Annotated in this window: 11 protein-coding genes and 1 tRNA gene; 11 read left to right on the plus strand and 1 reads right to left on the minus strand. The window is 69.5% G+C overall.

Annotated elements, in window-relative coordinates:
- Positions 1–171: 171 nt before the first annotated feature.
- Together IE153_RS29150 and IE153_RS29155 are read left to right on the plus strand one after the other, a co-directional pair.
- Positions 172–834 carry a DegT/DnrJ/EryC1/StrS family aminotransferase gene (locus IE153_RS29150; RefSeq protein WP_189592908.1) on the plus strand — a complete coding sequence of 221 codons (663 nt, stop codon included), beginning with the start codon at positions 172–174 and terminating at the stop codon, positions 832–834.
- A 74-nt stretch (positions 835–908) separates the two neighbouring features.
- Positions 909–981: transfer RNA gene (locus IE153_RS29155), tRNA-Thr, on the plus strand.
- 48 nt (positions 982–1,029) lie between these two features.
- On the opposite strand, the gene IE153_RS29160 is transcribed toward IE153_RS29155, so the two are convergent.
- Entirely contained in the window at positions 1,030–3,783 is a 2,754-nt protein-coding gene (locus IE153_RS29160) for a SpoIIE family protein phosphatase (RefSeq protein WP_189592780.1), read from the minus strand.
- A 378-nt stretch (positions 3,784–4,161) separates the two neighbouring features.
- Between IE153_RS29160 and IE153_RS29165 the strand changes: the two genes are divergently transcribed.
- The 9 genes from IE153_RS29165 to IE153_RS29205 all read left to right on the plus strand — a co-directional run bounded on the left by IE153_RS29165 (position 4,162) and on the right by IE153_RS29205 (position 18,820).
- Positions 4,162–9,633, plus strand: coding sequence for a HAMP domain-containing protein (locus tag IE153_RS29165; protein WP_189592781.1), 5,472 nt, complete (start codon positions 4,162–4,164; stop codon positions 9,631–9,633).
- Positions 9,634–9,940: 307 nt separating this feature from the next.
- Entirely contained in the window at positions 9,941–10,621 is a 681-nt protein-coding gene (locus tag IE153_RS29170; protein ID WP_097221262.1) for a response regulator, read from the plus strand.
- 127 nt (positions 10,622–10,748) lie between these two features.
- Complete coding sequence (locus tag IE153_RS29175) at positions 10,749–13,517, plus strand: DNA translocase FtsK (protein WP_189592782.1); 2,769 nt, start codon at positions 10,749–10,751, stop codon at positions 13,515–13,517.
- A gap of 263 nt (positions 13,518–13,780) precedes the next feature.
- On the plus strand, positions 13,781–14,626 hold the full coding sequence (locus IE153_RS29180) for a helix-turn-helix domain-containing protein (protein ID WP_189592783.1): 846 nt from the start codon (positions 13,781–13,783) through the stop codon (positions 14,624–14,626).
- Positions 14,627–14,719: 93 nt separating this feature from the next.
- Complete coding sequence (gene rimO, locus IE153_RS29185; protein WP_189592784.1) at positions 14,720–16,219, plus strand: 30S ribosomal protein S12 methylthiotransferase RimO; 1,500 nt, start codon at positions 14,720–14,722, stop codon at positions 16,217–16,219.
- Positions 16,216–17,103 carry a CDP-diacylglycerol--glycerol-3-phosphate 3-phosphatidyltransferase gene (pgsA, locus tag IE153_RS29190; protein WP_189592785.1) on the plus strand — a complete coding sequence of 296 codons (888 nt, stop codon included), beginning with the start codon at positions 16,216–16,218 and terminating at the stop codon, positions 17,101–17,103. The genes rimO and pgsA overlap by 4 nt, the downstream gene beginning before the upstream one ends.
- Complete coding sequence (locus IE153_RS29195) at positions 17,100–17,645, plus strand: CinA family protein (protein WP_189592786.1); 546 nt, start codon at positions 17,100–17,102, stop codon at positions 17,643–17,645. The genes pgsA and IE153_RS29195 overlap by 4 nt, the downstream gene beginning before the upstream one ends.
- Before the next feature lie 109 nt (positions 17,646–17,754).
- Entirely contained in the window at positions 17,755–18,135 is a 381-nt protein-coding gene (locus IE153_RS29200; RefSeq protein WP_030853394.1) for a helix-turn-helix domain-containing protein, read from the plus strand.
- A 214-nt stretch (positions 18,136–18,349) separates the two neighbouring features.
- Entirely contained in the window at positions 18,350–18,820 is a 471-nt protein-coding gene (locus IE153_RS29205; protein WP_189592787.1) for a Dps family protein, read from the plus strand.
- Positions 18,821–18,875 lie beyond the last annotated feature (55 nt).

Consider the following 18,875-nt stretch of genomic DNA (forward strand, 5'->3'; position numbering starts at 1 on the left):
TACAGCGCCGATGGTACTGCAGGGGGGACCCTGTGGGAGAGTAGGACGCCGCCGAACAATCATTGAAAGGGTTGGACCCGAAACTTCGGTTTCGGGTCCAACCCTTTTTTGTTGTGCGTCACTTGAAGTTCACGTTGCGCAACGAGCATCGACAGCATGGGTACTGCTGCAATGCTCAGGGCCGCCGGTGTCGGACTCGGTGACGAGGTCGTCGTGCCGGCCTTCGGGAACGTCGAGGTCGCGGAGGCCGTGGCCATGGCCGGGGCTCTGCCGGTGTTCGCCGACATAGACCCCGCCACCTACTGCCTCGACGCCGCTGCCGTGGAAGCGGCGGTCACCTCGCGGACCGCGGCCGTGGTGGTCGTACACCGCTTCGGCCGGCTCGCCGACATCGCGCGGCTGCACGCCGTGGGTCAGCGGCACGGACTGCTGGTGCTGGAACAGGGAGAGTCCGAGGCGCCGTACGACGAGATAGCCCAGCGCCGGGAGCGCGCGGCCTATCTTGATATGAAACTGAGGGGTGTGCGGACGCCGGACGACGGTGACGGACACACCTATCAGCAGTACGTCGTGCGGGTTCCGGGCAATGGGCGACCCGATCGGGATGCCTTCGCGCGGGCCGTGCGTGCCAAGGGGGTTGGGTGTCGGGTGCCGGTGAAGACGCCTGTGCACCGGCTGCCCGAATTCCGGCGGTGTGTTTCGCTTCCGGAGACCGAGCGGGCTTCGGACGAGACGCTCGCGCTGCCCGTGGACGCGTCCCTGACCAAGCGGGACATGCAGCGGATCGTGTCCGCCTGTAACGCCCTCGGAGGGCTTCTCCAGCCCGCCTTCTGACGTGGTTGGGAGCACGGGTCTGTTCGGGGTATGATCTATTCCGTTGCCGCGGGGGAGACCTCGCAAAGCAACAGGCCCCTATAGCTCAGTCGGTAGAGCGTCTCCATGGTAAGGAGAAGGTCAGCGGTTCGATTCCGCTTGGGGGCTCAAACCGAAAAGGCCCCACCCTCACGGGTGGGGCCTTTTCGCGTTCTCCTAGTCCTTGTGGAGACCCGGGACGCGCATCGCCAGGATGGCCATGTCGTCCGAAGGGGCGTCCGACGCGAAGCGTTCCACCGCGCGCATGATGCGGGCCGCGACCGCCCCGGCCGTGAGGCCCGTGCAGGACGTGAGGACGTCGGCGAGGCCGTCGTCACCGAGCATGCGGGCGCCCTCCCGGCGTTCGGTGACGCCGTCCGTGACGCACAGCAGGACATCGCCGGGGTCGAGGGTGACGGTCTGCTCGTAGAGCTCCAGGTCCTCGATGACGCCGAGGAGCGGCTGAGGCTCCGCGGCCGGTTCGACCGAGCCGTCCTGGCGCAGGCGCAGCGGGAGCGGGTGGCCGGCGCAGACCACCTTCAGTTCGGCGCTGCCGTCCTCCTGAGGGCGCAGTTCGCCGTAGAGGAGGGTGAGGAAGCGGCTGCGGGCTCCCTCGTCGAGGATCGCGGAGTTCAGGCGCTCCAGGACGGCCGGCCCGCTGAGGCCCTCGCGGGCCAGGAGGCGCAGGGCGTGGCGGGCCAGGCCGGTGACCGCTGCCGCGTTCGGGCCCGTGCCGCAGACGTCGCCGATGGCGAAGCCGTACGCGCCGTCGCGGATCGGGAAGACGTCGTAGAAGTCGCCGCCGACCTCGTTGCCCTCGCCGGCCGCGCGGTAGATGACGTCGACCTCCACGCCGTCGATCTCGGGGAGCCCCGGAGGCAGGAGGCTGCGCTGGAGGGACTGGCTGATGGCCGTGCGCTCCGAGTAGAGGCGGGCGTTGTCCAGGGCCAGGGCCGCTCGGCGGGAGAGGTCCTCGGCGAGTTCCAGAATCTCCTGGCGGAAGTGCTCGTCGGTGGGCTTGCCGAGGGTGAGCATGCCGATGACACGGTTGCGGGCGACCAGGGGGAGGACGACCGTCTCGCCCCCGACGGCGGAAGCGGTGGCGAGGGTGGGGCCGATGCCGGGGGTGACCTGGCGGGTCGGGCTGCCGCTGAGGCCGAGGCTGCGCATGGAGCTGCGCAGGGCCGCCTGGTGGGCCACCTCGCCGGGGGCCGTCCAGACGCGGGCGCCGGGGGTGGGGACCGGGTCGGGCGGGGGGACCTTCGACAGGAGGGACTTGATGCCGTCGATGAGTTCCTCGTCCTCGTGCAGGACGTAGGAGAGGTAAGGCTCGGAGGCCTGGTCGGCGATCGTGTAGACGGCGCACCAGGTGGCGAGGGTCGGGACCGTCATCTGGGCCATCAGGGCCAGGGTCTGGTCGCGGTCCAGGGTGCCGGCCAGCAGGTCGGAGGCTTCGACGAGGAAGCTGAGGGAGCCGCGGCGCAGGCGTTCCAGTTCGCCCAGGCGGGCCGATTCGACGGCGAGGGCGATGCGGTCGGCGGCGAACTGCAGGCGCAGGGCCTCTTCGTTGGAGTATCTGGCGGGGGCTTCGGCGGCGACGCCGAGGGAGCCGGTGAGGCGGCCTTCGACCTTCAGGGGGACCGTGACGACCGAGCGCATGCCCGTGCCGTTGAGGAGCGGGACCGCGCCGGGGACCGCGGTGAGGTCGTCGTGGACGGCGGGCATGCGGGCCGAGCCGTAGCGGCCGGGGCCGGCCTCGACGGGGACGCGGGCGAAGCGTTGGCGGGCGGAGGGGAGGCCGGTCGAGGCGCGGACCTCCAGTTCCGTCTCGTCGTCGGTGGCCAGCAGGAGGAACGCGGAGTCGCCGTCGAGCATGTCGCGTGCGCGTTCGACGGTGCGCTGCAGGAGGCCGTCCAGGTCGTCCGGGGCGGGGGAGCCGATGAAGACCTCGAAGGGGTCGGTGCTCTGGCCCTCGGAGCCGGTCGAGGTGTCGGAGGCGGGGACGCGCAGGGGTGTCTGCAGAACGGCCCGTTCGTGGTCCCGTACGAGGAGGCAGACGGTTGACGGTTCGCCGCCGGTGTCGCGGACGCGCAGGTGGGAGGCGTAGACAGGGGTGACTCGGCCGGTGGCGGTGCGGATGCCGTAGCTGCCCTCCCAGCGGGAGAGGCGGAGGGCCTCGGCGATGCCGGTGCTGGTGCCGGGGGTGTGCGGCCAGGCGGCGAGGTCGGTGAGGGGCTTGCCGGTGACCTGCTCGGCCGGGTAGCCGAAGAGCTCCTCGGCGTCCTCGTTCCAGGCGGTGATGTGGCCGGTGCGGTCGATCTGGATGACGGCCACGCGGACCCGGCCGTCGGCGAGGGGGAGAAGCTCGGAGGGGAGGGCCGGTCCGGCCGCGCGGGTGCCCACCGCGCGTGCGGGCAGGTCCAGTTGGAACCAGACGGTCTTGTGGGTGGGGGTGTACTCGACGCCCCAGCGGCCGGCGAGGGCCGCGCACAGCTGGAGGCCTCGGCCGCCCTCGCGGTCGGGGCTGCCCATGTTGATGGAGGTGGCCTGGAGGGGGATCTCGCGTTCGGGGTAGCGGTCGGCCACCTCGATGCGCGCGCCCTCGTCGCTGCGCAGGCACAGCACGTCGGCGGAGGTGCCGGCGTGGACGACGGCGTTGGTCACGAGTTCGCTGGTGAGAACGACGGCGTCGTCGACGATGTCGGCGAAGCCCCATCCCTGGAGGGTGTCTCGAACGAAGGAGCGGGCGCTCGCGACCGATCGGCCGACGGGCTCGAAACTGGCGGCCGCGCGCGCGGTGATCACAGAACTCCTCGACCGGTTCTCGACGTGCTGGGCTGCGTGGCCGACCGGCTCGCGCCGCTGTTGCGGCAGGGCGCCCGTCGGCCGGGGGTCCGGGGGCTGTCCCCCCGGGATCAGTCCGGTGGTCATGTGTGCGGCCGCCCCTCCGATGCCCGCTCGTCTTCGTGCCACCGCCCAGGCCGGACGGACCGGCGCGGCTGGACAGCCGGATGCAAGGTTACTTACCTTCGCGGGCCGTGCGGATGCCGGTCTGCAGTGTTTCCGTCCGGAGGGTGTGCGGACGATGTGCGAAGCTGCCGAACTGTTATGGCCTGGTTCGGCCAGGGTGAAACACTGGGCAAGCTTCCTGTGAAGGTCCGGGCAGGCTGTGTGCCCGACGCCGACCTTGGGCAGCAGCCCCCTGGAGACGGCCTGGTATGCAGGGCAGAGAATACGCAGTAGTAACTGGTACGCCGAGCGTGGTACCGGAGCACAGCAGTGACGGTCGACCCCTGCGGGAGGGACACAGTGGAGTCTGGCGCAGCGACGCGTGGCAAGAAGGCGCGCGCGAAAGGCGGACAGTCCCCGATCAACCAGGGCAAGGTGCGTAGTGGCACGACCGAGGTGGACACGGCGGCCCTGAACCGGCTGATGGCGGCCCTGGTGTCGATGCGGGACGGAAACTTCCGCAAGCGGCTCACGGTGTCCGGTGACGGCGTGATGGCCGAGATCGCGGCGGTCTTCAACGAGGTGGCCGACCGCAATCTGCATCTGACGGGTGAGCTGTCGCGGGTGCGGCGGATGGTGGGCCGCGAGGGCAAGCTCACCGAGCGGCTGGAGACAGGTGCCTGTGAGGGCTCCTGGGCGACGGCGATCGACAACTCGAACGCACTGGTGGACGACCTGGTACGGCCGGTTTCCGAGGTCGGCCGGGTGCTGTCCGCGGTGGCGGAGGGTGATCTGTCGCCGCGGATGGAGCTGCGGACGCAGGTGCCGGACGGCAACAGCCAGCCGCTGCGGGGCGAGTTCCTGAAGGTCGGGCGGACCGTCAACAACCTGGTCGACCAGCTGTCGACGTTCACCGACGAGGTCACGCGTGTGGCCAGTGAGGTGGGCACCGAGGGCAAGCTGGGCGGGCAGGCCCGTGTGCGGGGCATGTCGGGTTCGTGGCGGGACCTGACGGACTCCGTCAACACGATGGCATACCGGCTGACCGCCCAGGTGAGGGATATCGCGCTGGTGACGACGGCCGTCGCCAAGGGTGATCTGTCCCGGAAGGTCACCGTTCAGGTGGCCGGCGAGATGCTGGAGCTGAAGAACACCGTCAACACGATGGTGGACCAGCTGTCGGCGTTCTCCTCCGAGGTGACCCGGGTGGCCCGTGAGGTGGGCACCGAGGGCGCGCTGGGCGGCCAGGCGCAGGTGCCCGGGGTCGACGGTGTGTGGAAAGAACTCACCGATTCGGTGAACACCATGGCCGGGAACCTCACGGCCCAGGTGCGCGGGATCGCGGAGGTGACGACCGCGGTCGCCAACGGTGATCTGTCGCGGAAGGTGACCGTGCCGGCGCGGGGCGAGGTCGCCCAGCTCGCCGAGACGATCAACCAGATGACCGAGACGCTGCGGATCTTCGCGGACGAGGTCACGCGGGTGGCCAACGAGGTCGGGGCCGAGGGACGTCTCGGCGGTCAGGCGAACGTGCCGGGCGCCGCGGGGACGTGGAAAGATCTCACCGATTCGGTGAACACGGTTTTCCGGAATCTGACCACTCAGGTGCGCGACATCGCCGCGGTGACGACGGCGGTGGCCAACGGCGACCTCTCGCAGAAGGTCACGGTCGACGTGGCCGGCGAGATGCTGGAGCTGAAGAACACCGTCAACACGATGGTGGACCAGCTGTCCGCTTTCGGTGCCGAAGTGACGCGTGTGGCGCGGGAGATCGGTGTCGAGGGTGAGCTGGGCGGCCAGGCGCAGGTGCCCGGCGCGGCGGGCACGTGGAAGGACCTGACGGACTCCGTCAACACGGCGTTCCGGAACCTCACCGGTCAGGTGAGGAACATCGCCCAGGTGACGACGGCGGTGGCCAACGGCGACCTCTCGCAGAAGGTCACGGTCGACGTGTCCGGCGAGATGCTCAAGCTGAAGAACACCGTGAACACGATGGTGGATCAGCTGTCGAGCTTCGCCGACCAGGTGACGCGGATGGCCCGGGACGTGGGCACGGAGGGCCGCCTGGGCGGGCAGGCCCGGGTGGACGGTGTCTCGGGCACCTGGAAGGAGCTCACCGACTCCGTCAACTCGATGGCCGGGAACCTCACTTCCCAGGTGCGCAACATCGCGCAGGTGACGACGGCCGTGGCCCGGGGTGACCTGTCGCAGAAGATCGACGTCGACGCGCGCGGCGAGATCCTGGAGCTGAAGAACACCATCAACACGATGGTCGACCAGCTCTCGGCCTTCGCCGACCAGGTGACCCGGGTCGCGCGCGAGGTGGGTACGGACGGCCGGCTGGGCGGTCAGGCGCAGGTGCCGGGTGTGGCCGGTGTGTGGCGTGACCTGACGGACTCCGTGAACGGCATGGCGTCCAACCTGACCGGTCAGGTGCGCAACATCGCCCAGGTGGCGACGGCGGTGGCCCGGGGTGACCTGTCCCAGAAGATCACCGTGGACGCGCGCGGGGAGATCCTGGAGCTGAAGAACACCCTGAACACGATGGTGGACCAGCTGTCGTCGTTCGCGGAAGAGGTCACGCGTGTGGCCCGTGAGGTGGGTACGGAAGGCATCCTGGGCGGTCAGGCCGAGGTGCAGGGTGTCTCCGGCACCTGGAAGGACCTCACCCAGTCGGTGAACGGCATGGCGAACAACCTGACCATTCAGGTGCGCAACATCGCCGAGGTCACGACCGCGGTGGCCCGGGGCGATCTGTCGAAGAAGATCACCGTCGACGCCAAGGGCGAGATCCTCGAGCTGGTCACGACGGTCAACACGATGGTGGATCAGCTGTCCTCCTTCGCCGAGCAGGTGACCCGGGTGGCCCGTGAGGTGGGTACCGAGGGCATCCTGGGCGGCCAGGCGCACGTGCCCGGTGTCACGGGCATCTGGAAGGACCTGAGCGACAACGTCAACCTGATGGCGAAGAACCTCACCACTCAGGTGCGGAACATCTCCCAGGTCTCGGCGGCGGTCGCCAACGGTGACCTGACGCGGCAGGTCACCATCGAGGCGCGCGGCGAGGTCGCGCAGCTCGCCGACACCATCAACACGATGGTGAAGACGCTGAGTTCGTTCGCCGAGCAGGTCACCAAGGTGGCCCGTGAGGTGGGCACGGACGGCATCCTCGGCGGTCAGGCGCACGTGCCCGGTGTGGCCGGCACGTGGAAGGACCTCACCGAGTCCGTGAACCAGATGGCGTCCAACCTGACCGGTCAGGTGCGCAACATCGCCATGGTGACCACGGCCATCGCCAAGGGTGACCTGACGAAGAAGATCGACATCGATGCGCGCGGCGAGATCCTGGAGCTGAAGACGACCATCAACACGATGGTCGACCAGCTGTCGTCCTTCGCGGAGGAGGTCACCCGGGTCGCCCGCGAGGTGGGCACGGAGGGGCAGCTCGGCGGCCAGGCACGCGTGCGTGACGTGGACGGCACCTGGCGGGACCTGACCGAGTCGGTGAACGAGATGGCCGGGAACCTGACCCGGCAGGTGCGTGCCATCGCGCGCGTGGCGACCGCGGTGACCCGTGGCGATCTGAACCTGAAGATCGACGTGGACGCGTCCGGGGAGATCCAGGAACTCCAGGACTACATCAACAAGATGATCGCCAACCTGCGCGACACCACCATCGCCAACAAGGAGCAGGACTGGCTCAAGGGCAACCTGGCCCGGATCTCGGCGCTGATGCAGGGCCGCCGCGACCTGGAGGACGTGGCCTCGTTGATCATGAGCGAGCTGACGCCGGTGGTCTCCGCGCAGCACGGCGCGTTCTTCCTGGCGATGCCGCTCGTCGACGGCGAGGACATGAACGCCTCGGACGACGACCAGTACGAGCTGCGGATGCTCGGCAGCTACGGCTACTCGATGGGCTCCATGCCGACGTCGTTCCAGCCGGGTGAGGCGCTGGTCGGGACGGCTGCCGAGGAGAAGCGCACGATCCTGGTGGAGAACGCGCCGAGCGGCTACCTGAGGATCTCCTCGGGGCTCGGTGAGGCGCCGCCCGCGCAGGTGATCGTGCTGCCGGTGCTGTTCGAGGGCAGCGTGCTCGGCGTCATCGAGCTGGCGTCCTTCACGCCGTTCACGCAGATCCAGAAGGACTTCCTCAACCAGATCGCCGAGATGATCGCGACGAGCGTCAACACCATCTCCGTCAACACCAAGACCGAGCTGCTGCTGGCGCAGTCGCAGGAGCTGACCGAGCAACTGCGGGAGCGCTCGGCCGAGTTGGAGCAGCGGCAGAAGGCCCTCCAGGCGTCCAACGCCGAACTGGAGGAGAAGGCCGAGCTGCTGGCCCAGCAGAACCGCGACATCGAGGTGAAGAACACCGAGATCGAGGAGGCGCGGCAGGTCCTGGAGGAGCGCGCCGAGCAGCTCGCGGTGTCGATGCGCTACAAGAGCGAGTTCCTCGCGAACATGTCGCACGAGCTGCGTACGCCGCTCAACTCGCTGCTGATCCTGGCCAAGCTGCTCGCCGACAACGCCGAGGGGAACCTCTCCCCGAAGCAGGTCGAATTCGCCGAGACGATCCACGGGGCCGGGTCGGACCTGCTCCAGCTCATCAACGACATCCTCGACCTCTCGAAGGTCGAGGCGGGCAAGATGGACGTCTCCCCGACGCGGATCGCGCTCGTCCAGCTCGTGGACTACGTGGAGGCCACCTTCCGGCCGCTGACCGCGGAGAAGGGCCTGGACCTGTCGGTGCGGGTCTCGCCGGAGCTGCCCGCGACGCTGCACACCGACGAGCAGCGGCTGCTGCAGGTGCTGCGCAACCTGCTGTCGAACGCGGTGAAGTTCACCGACTCGGGGTCGGTGGAGCTGGTCATCAGGCCGGCGCGGGACGACGTGCCGCAGAAGATCCGGGAGCAGTTGCTGGAGACCGGGTCGCTGACCGATCCGGACGCCGAGCTGATCGCGTTCTCCGTGACCGACACCGGGATCGGCATCGCGTCCAGCAAGATGCGCGTGATCTTCGAGGCGTTCAAGCAGGCCGACGGCACCACCAGCCGCAAGTACGGCGGTACGGGCCTCGGGCTGTCCATCTCGCGGGAGATCGCGCAGCTCCTCGGCGGTGAGATCTTCGCGCAGAGCGAGCCCAGCCGTGGCTCGACGTTCACGCTGTACCTGCCGCTGCACCCGAGCGAACTGCCGCCGCAGGGCTACCAGCAGCAGCTGCCCAGCCTGGAGGCCGGCGACCTGGTCGCGTCGACGTCCGACCCGGCCGCGCTGCCGGACGCGGAGGTCGAGACGCCGGCCGAGGTGACGTCGTACCGTGAGACGCAGAACGGGCCCGCCGCCCTGTTCCGGCGGCGCCGCAGGATGCCCGAGCTGCCGCCGCGCCCCGCGCAGCTGGAGCAGTGGACCCCGACCGAGCAGCAGCCGGCGCCGCGGCCGACCCGCGGCATCCGGTTCGGCGGCCAGAAGGTCCTGATCGTGGACGACGACATCCGCAACGTCTTCGCCCTGACCAGCGTCCTGGAGCAGCACGGCTTGTCCGTGCTGTACGCCGAGAACGGCCGTGAGGGGATCGAGGTCCTGGAGCAGCACGACGACGTGGCGGTCGTGCTGATGGACATCATGATGCCCGAGATGGACGGGTACGCGACGACCACGGCGATTCGCAGGATGCCGCAGTTCGCCGGCCTGCCGATCATCGCGCTGACCGCGAAGGCGATGAAGGGCGACCGTGAGAAGGCGATCGAATCGGGTGCTTCCGATTACGTGACCAAGCCGGTCGACCCCGATCACCTGCTGGCGGTGATGGATCAGTGGATGCGAGGGGAATGAGGGGAACGTCGGTCAGTTGCGCGACCATGACGGGAAGGTTCGGTGTTCACGCGGAGTTGCCGACTCGGTGTGCGCATAGTCGTGTAGAAGTACAAGATCTGGGGAACCTTCTGGTCTCCTGCTGCGTTTCTGCTACGTGCACCGTGACATCGCGGTGACAGGGTGTGGCGACGGGCGGGGTGCGGCTACGATGACCGGCACAAGGACGGGCGACGCAAGGGAGTCGTCCCCTGGGGCGGCACCCACCGGTGCTTCCCCAGGTCCTGCGGACAGGGGAGGCCCCACGCCGGGGCGAGGAGGGCGGGCCATGGTGCAGAAGGCCAAGATCCTCCTGGTCGATGACCGGCCGGAGAATCTGCTGGCGCTGGAGGCGATCCTCTCTGCGCTCGATCAGACGCTGGTGCGGGCATCGTCCGGGGAGGAAGCGCTCAAAGCGCTGCTCACGGACGACTTCGCGGTCATCCTGCTGGACGTTCAGATGCCAGGCATGGACGGCTTCGAGACGGCCGCGCACATCAAGCGCCGCGAGCGGACCCGGGACATCCCGATCATCTTCCTCACGGCGATCAACCACGGCCCGCACCACACCTTCCGGGGTTACGCGGCGGGCGCGGTGGACTACATCTCCAAGCCGTTCGACCCGTGGGTGCTGCGCGCGAAGGTCTCCGTCTTCGTCGAGCTGTACATGAAGAACTGCCAGCTCCGGGAGCAGGCGTCGCTGCTGCGGCTCCAGTTGGAGGGCAACGGCAAGGACGCGGGCGGCGAGGCCAAGGAGTCGGCCGGGCTGCTCGCCGAGCTCTCCGCGCGGCTCGCGGCCGTCGAGGAGCAGGCCGAAGCGCTGACCAAGCAGCTCAACGACGAGTCGACGGACGCCGCCGCGGTGGCCACGGCGGCTCATCTGGAGCGCAAGCTCACGGGGTTGCGGCGGGCGCTGGACGCGCTGGAGCCGGGCACCGGGAGCGCGTCCTCGGTGTCCTCGCAGAACTGACCCACGCACAGGCGGGATTGCCCGTCCGTGAGCGCGCGTCAGTTTCGTGCCTCTCCCGAAGCGACACGAACGGGTGAAGCCGTGGACACGCGTGTCCCCTGTCGTCTCCACCGGTAACCTCACACTCATGGCCTCACGTCCCTCCGCAGCCAAGAAGCCGCCGCCCCCCAAGAAGGCGGCCGTGAAGGCTCCGGCGAAGAAGGCCGCCGCCAAGAAGGCTCCCGCGAAGAAGGCGCCCGCCAGGAAGGCCGCGGCCAAGAAGGTCGCGCCCAGACCGGCACCCAGCCCCACCGGTGGCATCTACCGGCTGGTGCGCGCGGTGTGGCTCGGCGTGGCGCACGCGGTCGGCGCCGTGTTCCGCGGCATAGGGCAGGGCGCCAAGAATCTCGACCCGGCCCACCGCAAGGACGGTGTCGCCCTGCTGCTGCTCGGCATCGGACTGATCGTCGCCGCGGGCACCTGGGCCGACCTCAAGGGCCCCGTGGGCGACCTCGTCGAGATCCTGGTGACCGGTGCCTTCGGCCGGCTCGACCTGCTCGTGCCGATACTGCTCGCCGTCATCGCCGTGCGGTTCATCCGCCACCCGGAGAAGCCCGAGGCCAACGGACGCATCGTCATCGGCCTGTCCGCGCTCGTCATCGGCGTGCTCGGCCAGGTCCACATCGCGTGCGGCTCACCCGCGCGTGGCGACGGCATGCAGGCCATAAGGGACGCCGGCGGCCTCATCGGCTGGGGCATGGCGACGCCGCTGTCGTACGCCATGGGCGACGTGCTCGCCGTGCCGCTGCTGGTGCTGCTGACGGTCTTCGGGCTGCTCGTCGTCACGGCCACGCCGGTCAACGCCATCCCGCAGCGGCTGCGGCTGCTCGGGGTGCGTCTCGGGATCCTGCGCGACCCGGCCGAGGACGAGTTCGATTTCGCCGAGGACGACGAGCGCTACGAGGAGCAGTGGCGCGAGGCGCTGCCCGCGCGCCCGCGCGGCAGGCGTGCGCCGGCGCCCGAGGCGTACGACCCGGACAGTGCCGAGGAGGAGGCCCTCACCCGGCGCCGTGGCCGCCCTCGCCGCTCGGCGGTGCCGCAGCCCGACATGGACCGGCGCAGGGACGCCGTGGACGTCGCGGCGGCGGCAGCGGCGGCCCTCGACGGTGCCGTGCTGCACGGCATGCCGCCCTCCCCGATCGTCGCCGACCTCACCCAGGGCGTACGGGTGGGGGACCAGGAGGCGACCACACCCACGCCCGTCCCGTCCGCCCGCCCGCAGCAGGAGAAGCTCAAGCAGGACAAGCTCAAGCAGGACAGGCCCGAGCAGGACGCGCCCGAATCGCCCAAGCCGAAGCCGGGTGTCCGCGACCTCACCAAGTCCCCGCCCGCCGAGCCCCGCGACCTGCCCCCGCGCGCGGAGCAGCTCCAGCTGTCCGGCGACATCACGTACTCCCTTCCGTCGCTCGACCTGCTGGAGCGCGGCGGCCCGGGCAAGTCCCGCAGCGCCGCCAACGACCTCATCGTCGAGTCGCTGACGACGGTCTTCACCGAGTTCAAGGTGGACGCCAGTGTCACCGGCTTCACCCGCGGGCCGACGGTCACGCGCTACGAGGTCGAGCTCGGCCCCGCCGTGAAGGTCGAGCGGATCACCGCGCTGACCAAGAACATCGCCTACGCGGTCGCCAGCCCGGACGTGCGGATCATCAGCCCGATCCCGGGCAAGTCCGCGGTCGGCATCGAGATCCCCAACACCGACCGGGAGATGGTCAACCTCGGCGACGTCCTGCGTCTCGCGGAGTCCGCCGAGGACGACGACCCGATGCTGGTCGCCTTCGGCAAGGACGTCGAGGGCGGCTACGTCATGCACTCGCTGGCGAAGATGCCGCACATGCTGGTCGCCGGCGCCACCGGCTCCGGCAAGTCGTCCTGCATCAACTGCCTGATCACCTCGGTCATGATGCGGGCGACCCCCGAGGACGTGCGGATGATCCTGGTCGACCCCAAGCGGGTCGAGCTGACCGCGTACGAGGGCATTCCGCACCTGATCACGCCGATCATCACCAACCCCAAGCGGGCCGCCGAGGCACTCCAGTGGGTCGTCCGCGAGATGGACCTGCGCTACGACGACCTGGCGGCCTACGGCTACCGGCACATCGACGACTTCAACCGGGCCGTGCGCGAGGGCAAGGTCAAGCCGCCCGAGGGCAGCGAGCGCGAGCTCCAGCCGTACCCCTACCTGCTGGTCATCGTCGACGAGCTCGCCGACCTGATGATGGTCGCGCCGCGGGACGTCGAGGACGCGATCGTGCGCATCACGCAGCTCGCGCGCGCGGCCGGCATCCACCTGGTGCTCGCCACGCAGCGGCCGTCGGTGGACGTCGTCACCGGTCTGATCAAGGCGAACGTCCCGTCGCGGCTGGCGTTCGCCACGTCCTCGCTGGCCGACTCGCGGGTCATCCTCGACCAGCCGGGCGCCGAGAAGCTCATCGGCAAGGGCGACGGGCTGTTCCTGCCCATGGGCGCCAACAAGCCCACCCGTATGCAGGGCGCCTTCGTCACCGAGGAGGAGATCGCGGGCGTCGTCCGGCACTGCAAGGACCAGATGACGCCGGTCTTCCGGGAGGACGTCGTCGTGGGCACCAAGCAGAAGAAGGAGATCGACGAGGACATCGGCGACGACCTCGACCTGCTGTGCCAGGCGGCCGAGCTGGTCGTCTCCACGCAGTTCGGGTCGACGTCCATGCTCCAGCGCAAGCTGCGCGTCGGCTTCGCCAAGGCCGGCCGGCTGATGGACCTGATGGAGTCCCGGAACATCGTCGGACCGAGCGAGGGTTCGAAGGCTCGTGACGTTCTTGTGAAGCCTGATGAGCTGGATGGCGTGCTCGCCGTGATCCGGGGGGAGTCTGAAGGGTAGGGAAGCGGGACACGGTGATCGTCTCGCGGCGCGTTACGGCAATCGGGTGTCCGGATCGTGACTCACCCGTAAGGGATCATCGAGCAACCGTTTCCCTTCGGCGTACGTCAAGTTGAGGGAAGCAACAACCAGCGACCCCACCATCGGAATGTCGGGCCATTCCGATGGCGTACAAAGTGACACCGCCCGGTTGCCCCACCCTTTTGGTACCCCCCTAGACTGAACTTCCAGCACAGGCGGCTACACGCTCGAAAGGCGCCCCCGTGTCCATCGGCAACTCCCCTGAAGACGAGCGTCCGTTCGAAAACGAGCACGTCGAAGCAGACCGCGAGGAAGCCCGCCCCTCCATCGGCCGTGCCCTGCAGCAGGCTCGTATCGCCGCCGGGCTGACCGTCGACGACGTCAGTAGCGCCACCCGGGTCCGCATGAACATCGTGCACGCCATCGAGGCGGACGACTTCTCCGCCTGCGGCGGGGACGTCTACGCCCGCGGGCACATCCGGACCCTGGCCAAGGCCGTCCACCTCGACCCCGAGCCGCTGCTCGCCCAGTACGGCGACGAGCACGGCGGGCGTCCGGCACCGACCCCGGCAGCTCCCCTCTTCGAGGCGGAACGCATCCGTCCGGAGCGGCGCGGCCCCAACTGGACCGCGGCCATGGTCGCCGCGATCGTCGCCGTGATCGGTTTCGTCGGCTTCACGATGTTCCAGGGCGACGACAGCGGCAACGAGGCGAACGTGGCGGAGGGCTCCACGCCCAGTAACTCCGCCTCCCCGACCACCAAGACCAAGAAGCCCGCCGACCCCAAGCCCGAGCCGTCCGACAGTGCCATCGCGGCCGCGCCGCAGGACAAGGTGACGGTCCGGGTGGCCGCCGCCGACGGCCGCAGCTGGATCGCCGCCAAGGACCACAACGGCCGGATGATCTTCGACGGTGTCCTCAAGCAGGGCGACACCAAGACCTTCCAGGACAGCTCGAAGGTCCACCTCGTCCTCGGCGACGCCGGCGCGATCGACCTCTTCGTCAACGGCAAGAAGATCGAGGAGAACTTCCAGCCGGGGGCCGTCGAACGCCTGACGTACACGAAGGGCGATCCCGAGGCCGGGTGATCAGCCCGAAACGTCCAGTTGATACGGGGTTGGCCGGGAAACGGCCAACCCCGTCGACGTGGGGTGTCAGCGGGACGAAGTAGTCTTGAGCCCATGCCTGAACGCCGTACCGTCGCACTCGTCACCCTTGGCTGCGCCCGTAACGAGGTGGACTCGGAGGAGCTCGCAGGCCGTTTGGAGGCGGACGGCTGGCAGCTCGTGGAGGACGCCGAGAACGCGGACGTCGCCGTCGTGAACACCTGCGGCTTCGTCGAAGCCGCCAAGAAGGACTCCGTCGACGCCCTCCTCGAAGCCAACGACCTCAAGGGGCATGGCAGAACCCAGGCCGTCGTGGCGGTGGGCTGCATGGCCGAGCGGTACGGCAAGGACCTCGCCGAGGCCCTCCCCGAGGCCGACGGTGTGCTCGGCTTCGACGACTACTCGGACATCTCGGACCGCCTCCAGACCATCCTCAACGGCGGTATCCACGCCTCGCACACCCCGCGCGACCGGCGCAAGCTGCTGCCCATCAGCCCGGCGGAGCGCCAGGGGTCGGCGGCCGAGGTCGCGCTGCCCGGACACGGCCCGGCCGAGCCCGCCGTCGCGCCGACGGACCTTCCGGAGGGCCTCGCTCCGGCCTCCGGCCCGCGGGCACCCCTGCGCCGCCGCCTCGACGGCTCCCCGGTCGCCTCCGTGAAGCTCGCCTCCGGCTGCGACCGCCGCTGCTCCTTCTGCGCCATCCCCTCCTTCCGCGGCTCCTTCATCTCCCGCCGCCCGAGCGACGTGCTGAACGAGACGCGCTGGCTGGCCGAGCAGGGCGTGAAGGAGATCATGCTGGTCTCCGAGAACAACACCTCCTACGGCAAGGACCTCGGCGACATCCGCCTGCTGGAGTCGCTGCTGCCCGAGCTCGCCGAGGTCGACGGCATCGAGCGTGTGCGCGTCAGCTACCTCCAGCCGGCCGAGATGCGGCCCGGCCTCATCGACGTGCTCACCTCGACCCCGAAGATCGCGCCCTACTTCGACCTGTCCTTCCAGCACTCCGCGCCCGGCGTGCTGCGCGCCATGCGTCGCTTCGGCGACACCGACCGGTTCCTGGAGCTGCTCGACACCATCCGCAGCAAGGCACCCGAGGCCGGTGTGCGCTCCAACTTCATCGTCGGCTTCCCCGGCGAGAGCGAGGCCGACCTCGCCGAGCTGGAGCGGTTCCTGAACGGCGCGCGGCTGGACGCCATCGGCGTCTTCGGCTACTCCGACGAGGAGGGCACCGAGGCGGCGACCTACGACGACAAGCTCGACGAGGACGTCGTCGCCGAGCGGCTGGCACACATCTCGCGGCTGGCCGAGGAACTCGTCTCGCAGCGGGCCGAGGACCGCGTCGGCCAGAGTGTGCGGGTCCTCGTCGAGTCCGTCGACGAGGAGGGCGTGTACGGCCGTGCCGAGCACCAGGCGCCCGAGACGGACGGCCAGGTGCTGCTCACGAGCGGCGCGGGCCTGCGGGTCGGCCGTATGGTCGAGGCGAAGGTGGTCGGCACGGAAGGTGTCGACCTCGTGGCCGAGCCGCTGCAGGGCTCGCTCGCGTCGCCTGCGTGGAGTGAGGAGGCGGGCAGATGACCGGTGTCCCGGCATCCGCGGCGGGAGGCGCCTCCGGCGCGAGGAGGGCGGCGGCGGGTGCGGCCGCTGCCGCGTCCCCCGCGGCTCCAGGCAAGGTTGCGGGAACGGCGGCCGCGCGGTCGGCCGACGGCGGAGCGCCCGGAGCGGAACCCGGCGCCTCGTCCGGCGGGCGGCATGCCGGGACTACCGGGGCGGCTGCCGCCGATGAGACCGTCCCCGGCGAGGACGCCGGACTGGACGCGCAGGACGACGGGAAGACCCCGCGGGGCGCGAAGATCGCTGCCGCCGCCGTCAACCAGGCCAGTGTCTGGAACATCGCCAACCTCCTGACCATGCTCCGGCTGGTCCTCGTACCGGCCTTCGTCGCACTGATGCTCGCCGACGGCGGCTATGACCCGGCATGGCGCTCCCTGGCCTGGGCGGCCTTCGCCATCGCCATGATCACCGACCTGTTCGACGGTCACCTGGCGCGCACGTACAACCTGGTCACGGACTTCGGGAAGATCGCCGACCCCATCGCCGACAAGGCGATCATGGGGGCGGCGCTGATCTGTCTGTCCGCGCTCGGCGATCTGCCCTGGTGGGTGACCGGCATCATCCTCGGCCGGGAACTCGGCGTCACCCTGCTGCGTTTCTGGGTCATCCGGTACGGCGTCATCCCCGCCAGCCGGGGAGGCAAGCTGAAGACCCTCACCCAGGGCGTGGCCGTGGGCATGTACGTGCTGGCGCTGACGGGGTGGCTGGCCACCCTGAGGTGGTGGGTGATGGCCGCGGCGGTCGTGCTGACCGTGGTGACCGGTCTCGACTATGTGAAACAGGCCATTGTGCTGCGCAGGCAGGGAATCGCCGAGCGCAAGGCCGCGTTGGAGGAGAAGGAAGCGTGAGTTTCACGGCCACCGACGTGGTGCGACTACTCACGGTGAAGGGCGAGACGCTCGCCGTCGCGGAGTCGCTGACCGGTGGCCTCGTTGCGGCGGAGATCACATCCGTCCCCGGGGCGTCCAAGGTCTTCCGGGGCTCCGTGACCGCCTACGCCACCGATCTGAAGCACGACCTGCTCGGTGTCGACGCCACTCTGCTGGCGGCGCGCGGAGCGGTGGATCCGCAGGTCGCGGCCGAGATGGCCGTGGGCGTACGCAAGGCGCTCGGCACCGACTGGGGCATCGCGACCACCGGTGTCGCCGGCCCCGATCCGCAGGACGGACAGGCCGTCGGCACGGTCTTCGTCGCCGTGGACGGGCCCGTCGGAGCCGATTCCGGTTCTGCCGGCGGCGGAAAAGTGGAGGCTCTGCGGTTGAACGGCGACCGCGCGGAAATTCGTAGAGAGAGTGTACGGAGCGTACTCGCACTCCTCCTGAAGGAGCTTGCGGGCGAACAGACCGGGAATGAGCGGGCACAGGATACGGAACGGAACGGGGGGTTTTGATGTTTGCAGCCCTGAGTGAACACGACATCGCTCCCCGCACGGCCGCGGCGCAAGGCGGTACGGTGGGGCGTAATGGATGCGGCTACGCGGTCCGAGGAGGGAGCCACCGATGATTCTGCTCCGTCGCCTGCTGGGTGACGTGCTGCGTCGGCAGCGCCAGCGCCAGGGCCGTACTCTGCGCGAAGTCTCCTCGTCCGCCCGAGTCTCACTCGGCTATCTCTCCGAGGTGGAGCGGGGGCAGAAGGAGGCTTCCTCCGAGCTGCTCTCCGCCATCTGCGACGCGTTGGACGTACGGATGTCCGAGCTCATGCGGGAAGTGAGCGACGAGCTCGCCCTCGCCGAGCTGGCCCAGTCTGCTGCGGCCACCCCCAGCGAGCCTGTACCCACGGCGGTTCGCCCGATGCTGGGCTCCGTCTCGGTGACCGGCGTGCCACCGGAACGGGTGACCATCAAGGCGCCTGCCGAAGCAGTGGACGTCGTCGCCGCGTGAGGCTCTGCGCTCACACGGCATGACAGAGGCCCCGGCCGGGCCTTTCCGGGAGATCCGGAGGGGTGCCGCCCGGGGTTTTCGCTTGTTCGAGGGCCGGCTGGTGCCGTCCTGTCTCCCCGCTTGCTCGTGCGGTGTCTGATTTCTGTGCGTTTGCCGGTGTGGCGTGCGGCGGTCATCGTTGAGGGGATGGCGGGGGCAGTCCTCGGAGGTGCGGATGTACGTCGTGAAGAGCCCGTTGTCGGACGCGAACCTGAAGACCGTGTCCGAGGCGCTGCAAGGTGCCCTCGTCGATCTGGTGGATCTCGCCCTCGTGGCAAAGCAGATCCACTGGAACGTGGTGGGGCCGCGCTTCCGTTCCGTGCATCTTCAGCTCGACGAGGTCGTCGACACCGCGCGGAAGTACTCCGACACCGTGGCCGAGCGCTCCGCGGCTCTCGGGATCTCCCCTGACGGGCGGGCCGCCACCGTGGCCGTCGGCAGCGGGATCGGGGTGACCCCCGAAGGGTGGGTCGACGACACCACCGCCGTGGGCACGCTCGTCGAAGCACTCGGTGCGGTGATCGCACGGATGCGGGAGCGGGTCGAGTCGACCGGTGAGCCGGATCCGGTGAGCCAGGACATCTTCATCGGGATCACAGCGGACCTGGAGAAGCACCACTGGATGTTCCAGGCCGAGAACGGGTGACGGAAGAGGGCGCCGGCCCTTTCCCGGTCCAGGACCCCGGAGCGTGTGACGGGCC

It is taken from the genome of Streptomyces massasporeus, from assembly GCF_014648995.1.
GTDB classification, from domain to species: Bacteria; Actinomycetota; Actinomycetes; order Streptomycetales; family Streptomycetaceae; genus Streptomyces; species Streptomyces massasporeus.

Coding starts and splice junctions, on each gene's coding strand:
- IE153_RS29160 (WP_189592780.1), bottom strand. CDS start 3,783: ATGACCACCGGACTGATCCCGGGGGGACAGCCCCCGGACCCCCGGCCG.
- IE153_RS29170 (WP_097221262.1), top strand. CDS start 9,941: ATGGTGCAGAAGGCCAAGATCCTCCTGGTCGATGACCGGCCGGAGAAT.
- pgsA (WP_189592785.1), top strand. CDS start 16,216: ATGACCGGTGTCCCGGCATCCGCGGCGGGAGGCGCCTCCGGCGCGAGG.
- IE153_RS29150 (WP_189592908.1), top strand. CDS start 172: ATGCTCAGGGCCGCCGGTGTCGGACTCGGTGACGAGGTCGTCGTGCCG.
- rimO (WP_189592784.1), top strand. CDS start 14,720: ATGCCTGAACGCCGTACCGTCGCACTCGTCACCCTTGGCTGCGCCCGT.
- IE153_RS29205 (WP_189592787.1), top strand. CDS start 18,350: ATGTACGTCGTGAAGAGCCCGTTGTCGGACGCGAACCTGAAGACCGTG.
- IE153_RS29200 (WP_030853394.1), top strand. CDS start 17,755: ATGATTCTGCTCCGTCGCCTGCTGGGTGACGTGCTGCGTCGGCAGCGC.
- IE153_RS29175 (WP_189592782.1), top strand. CDS start 10,749: ATGGCCTCACGTCCCTCCGCAGCCAAGAAGCCGCCGCCCCCCAAGAAG.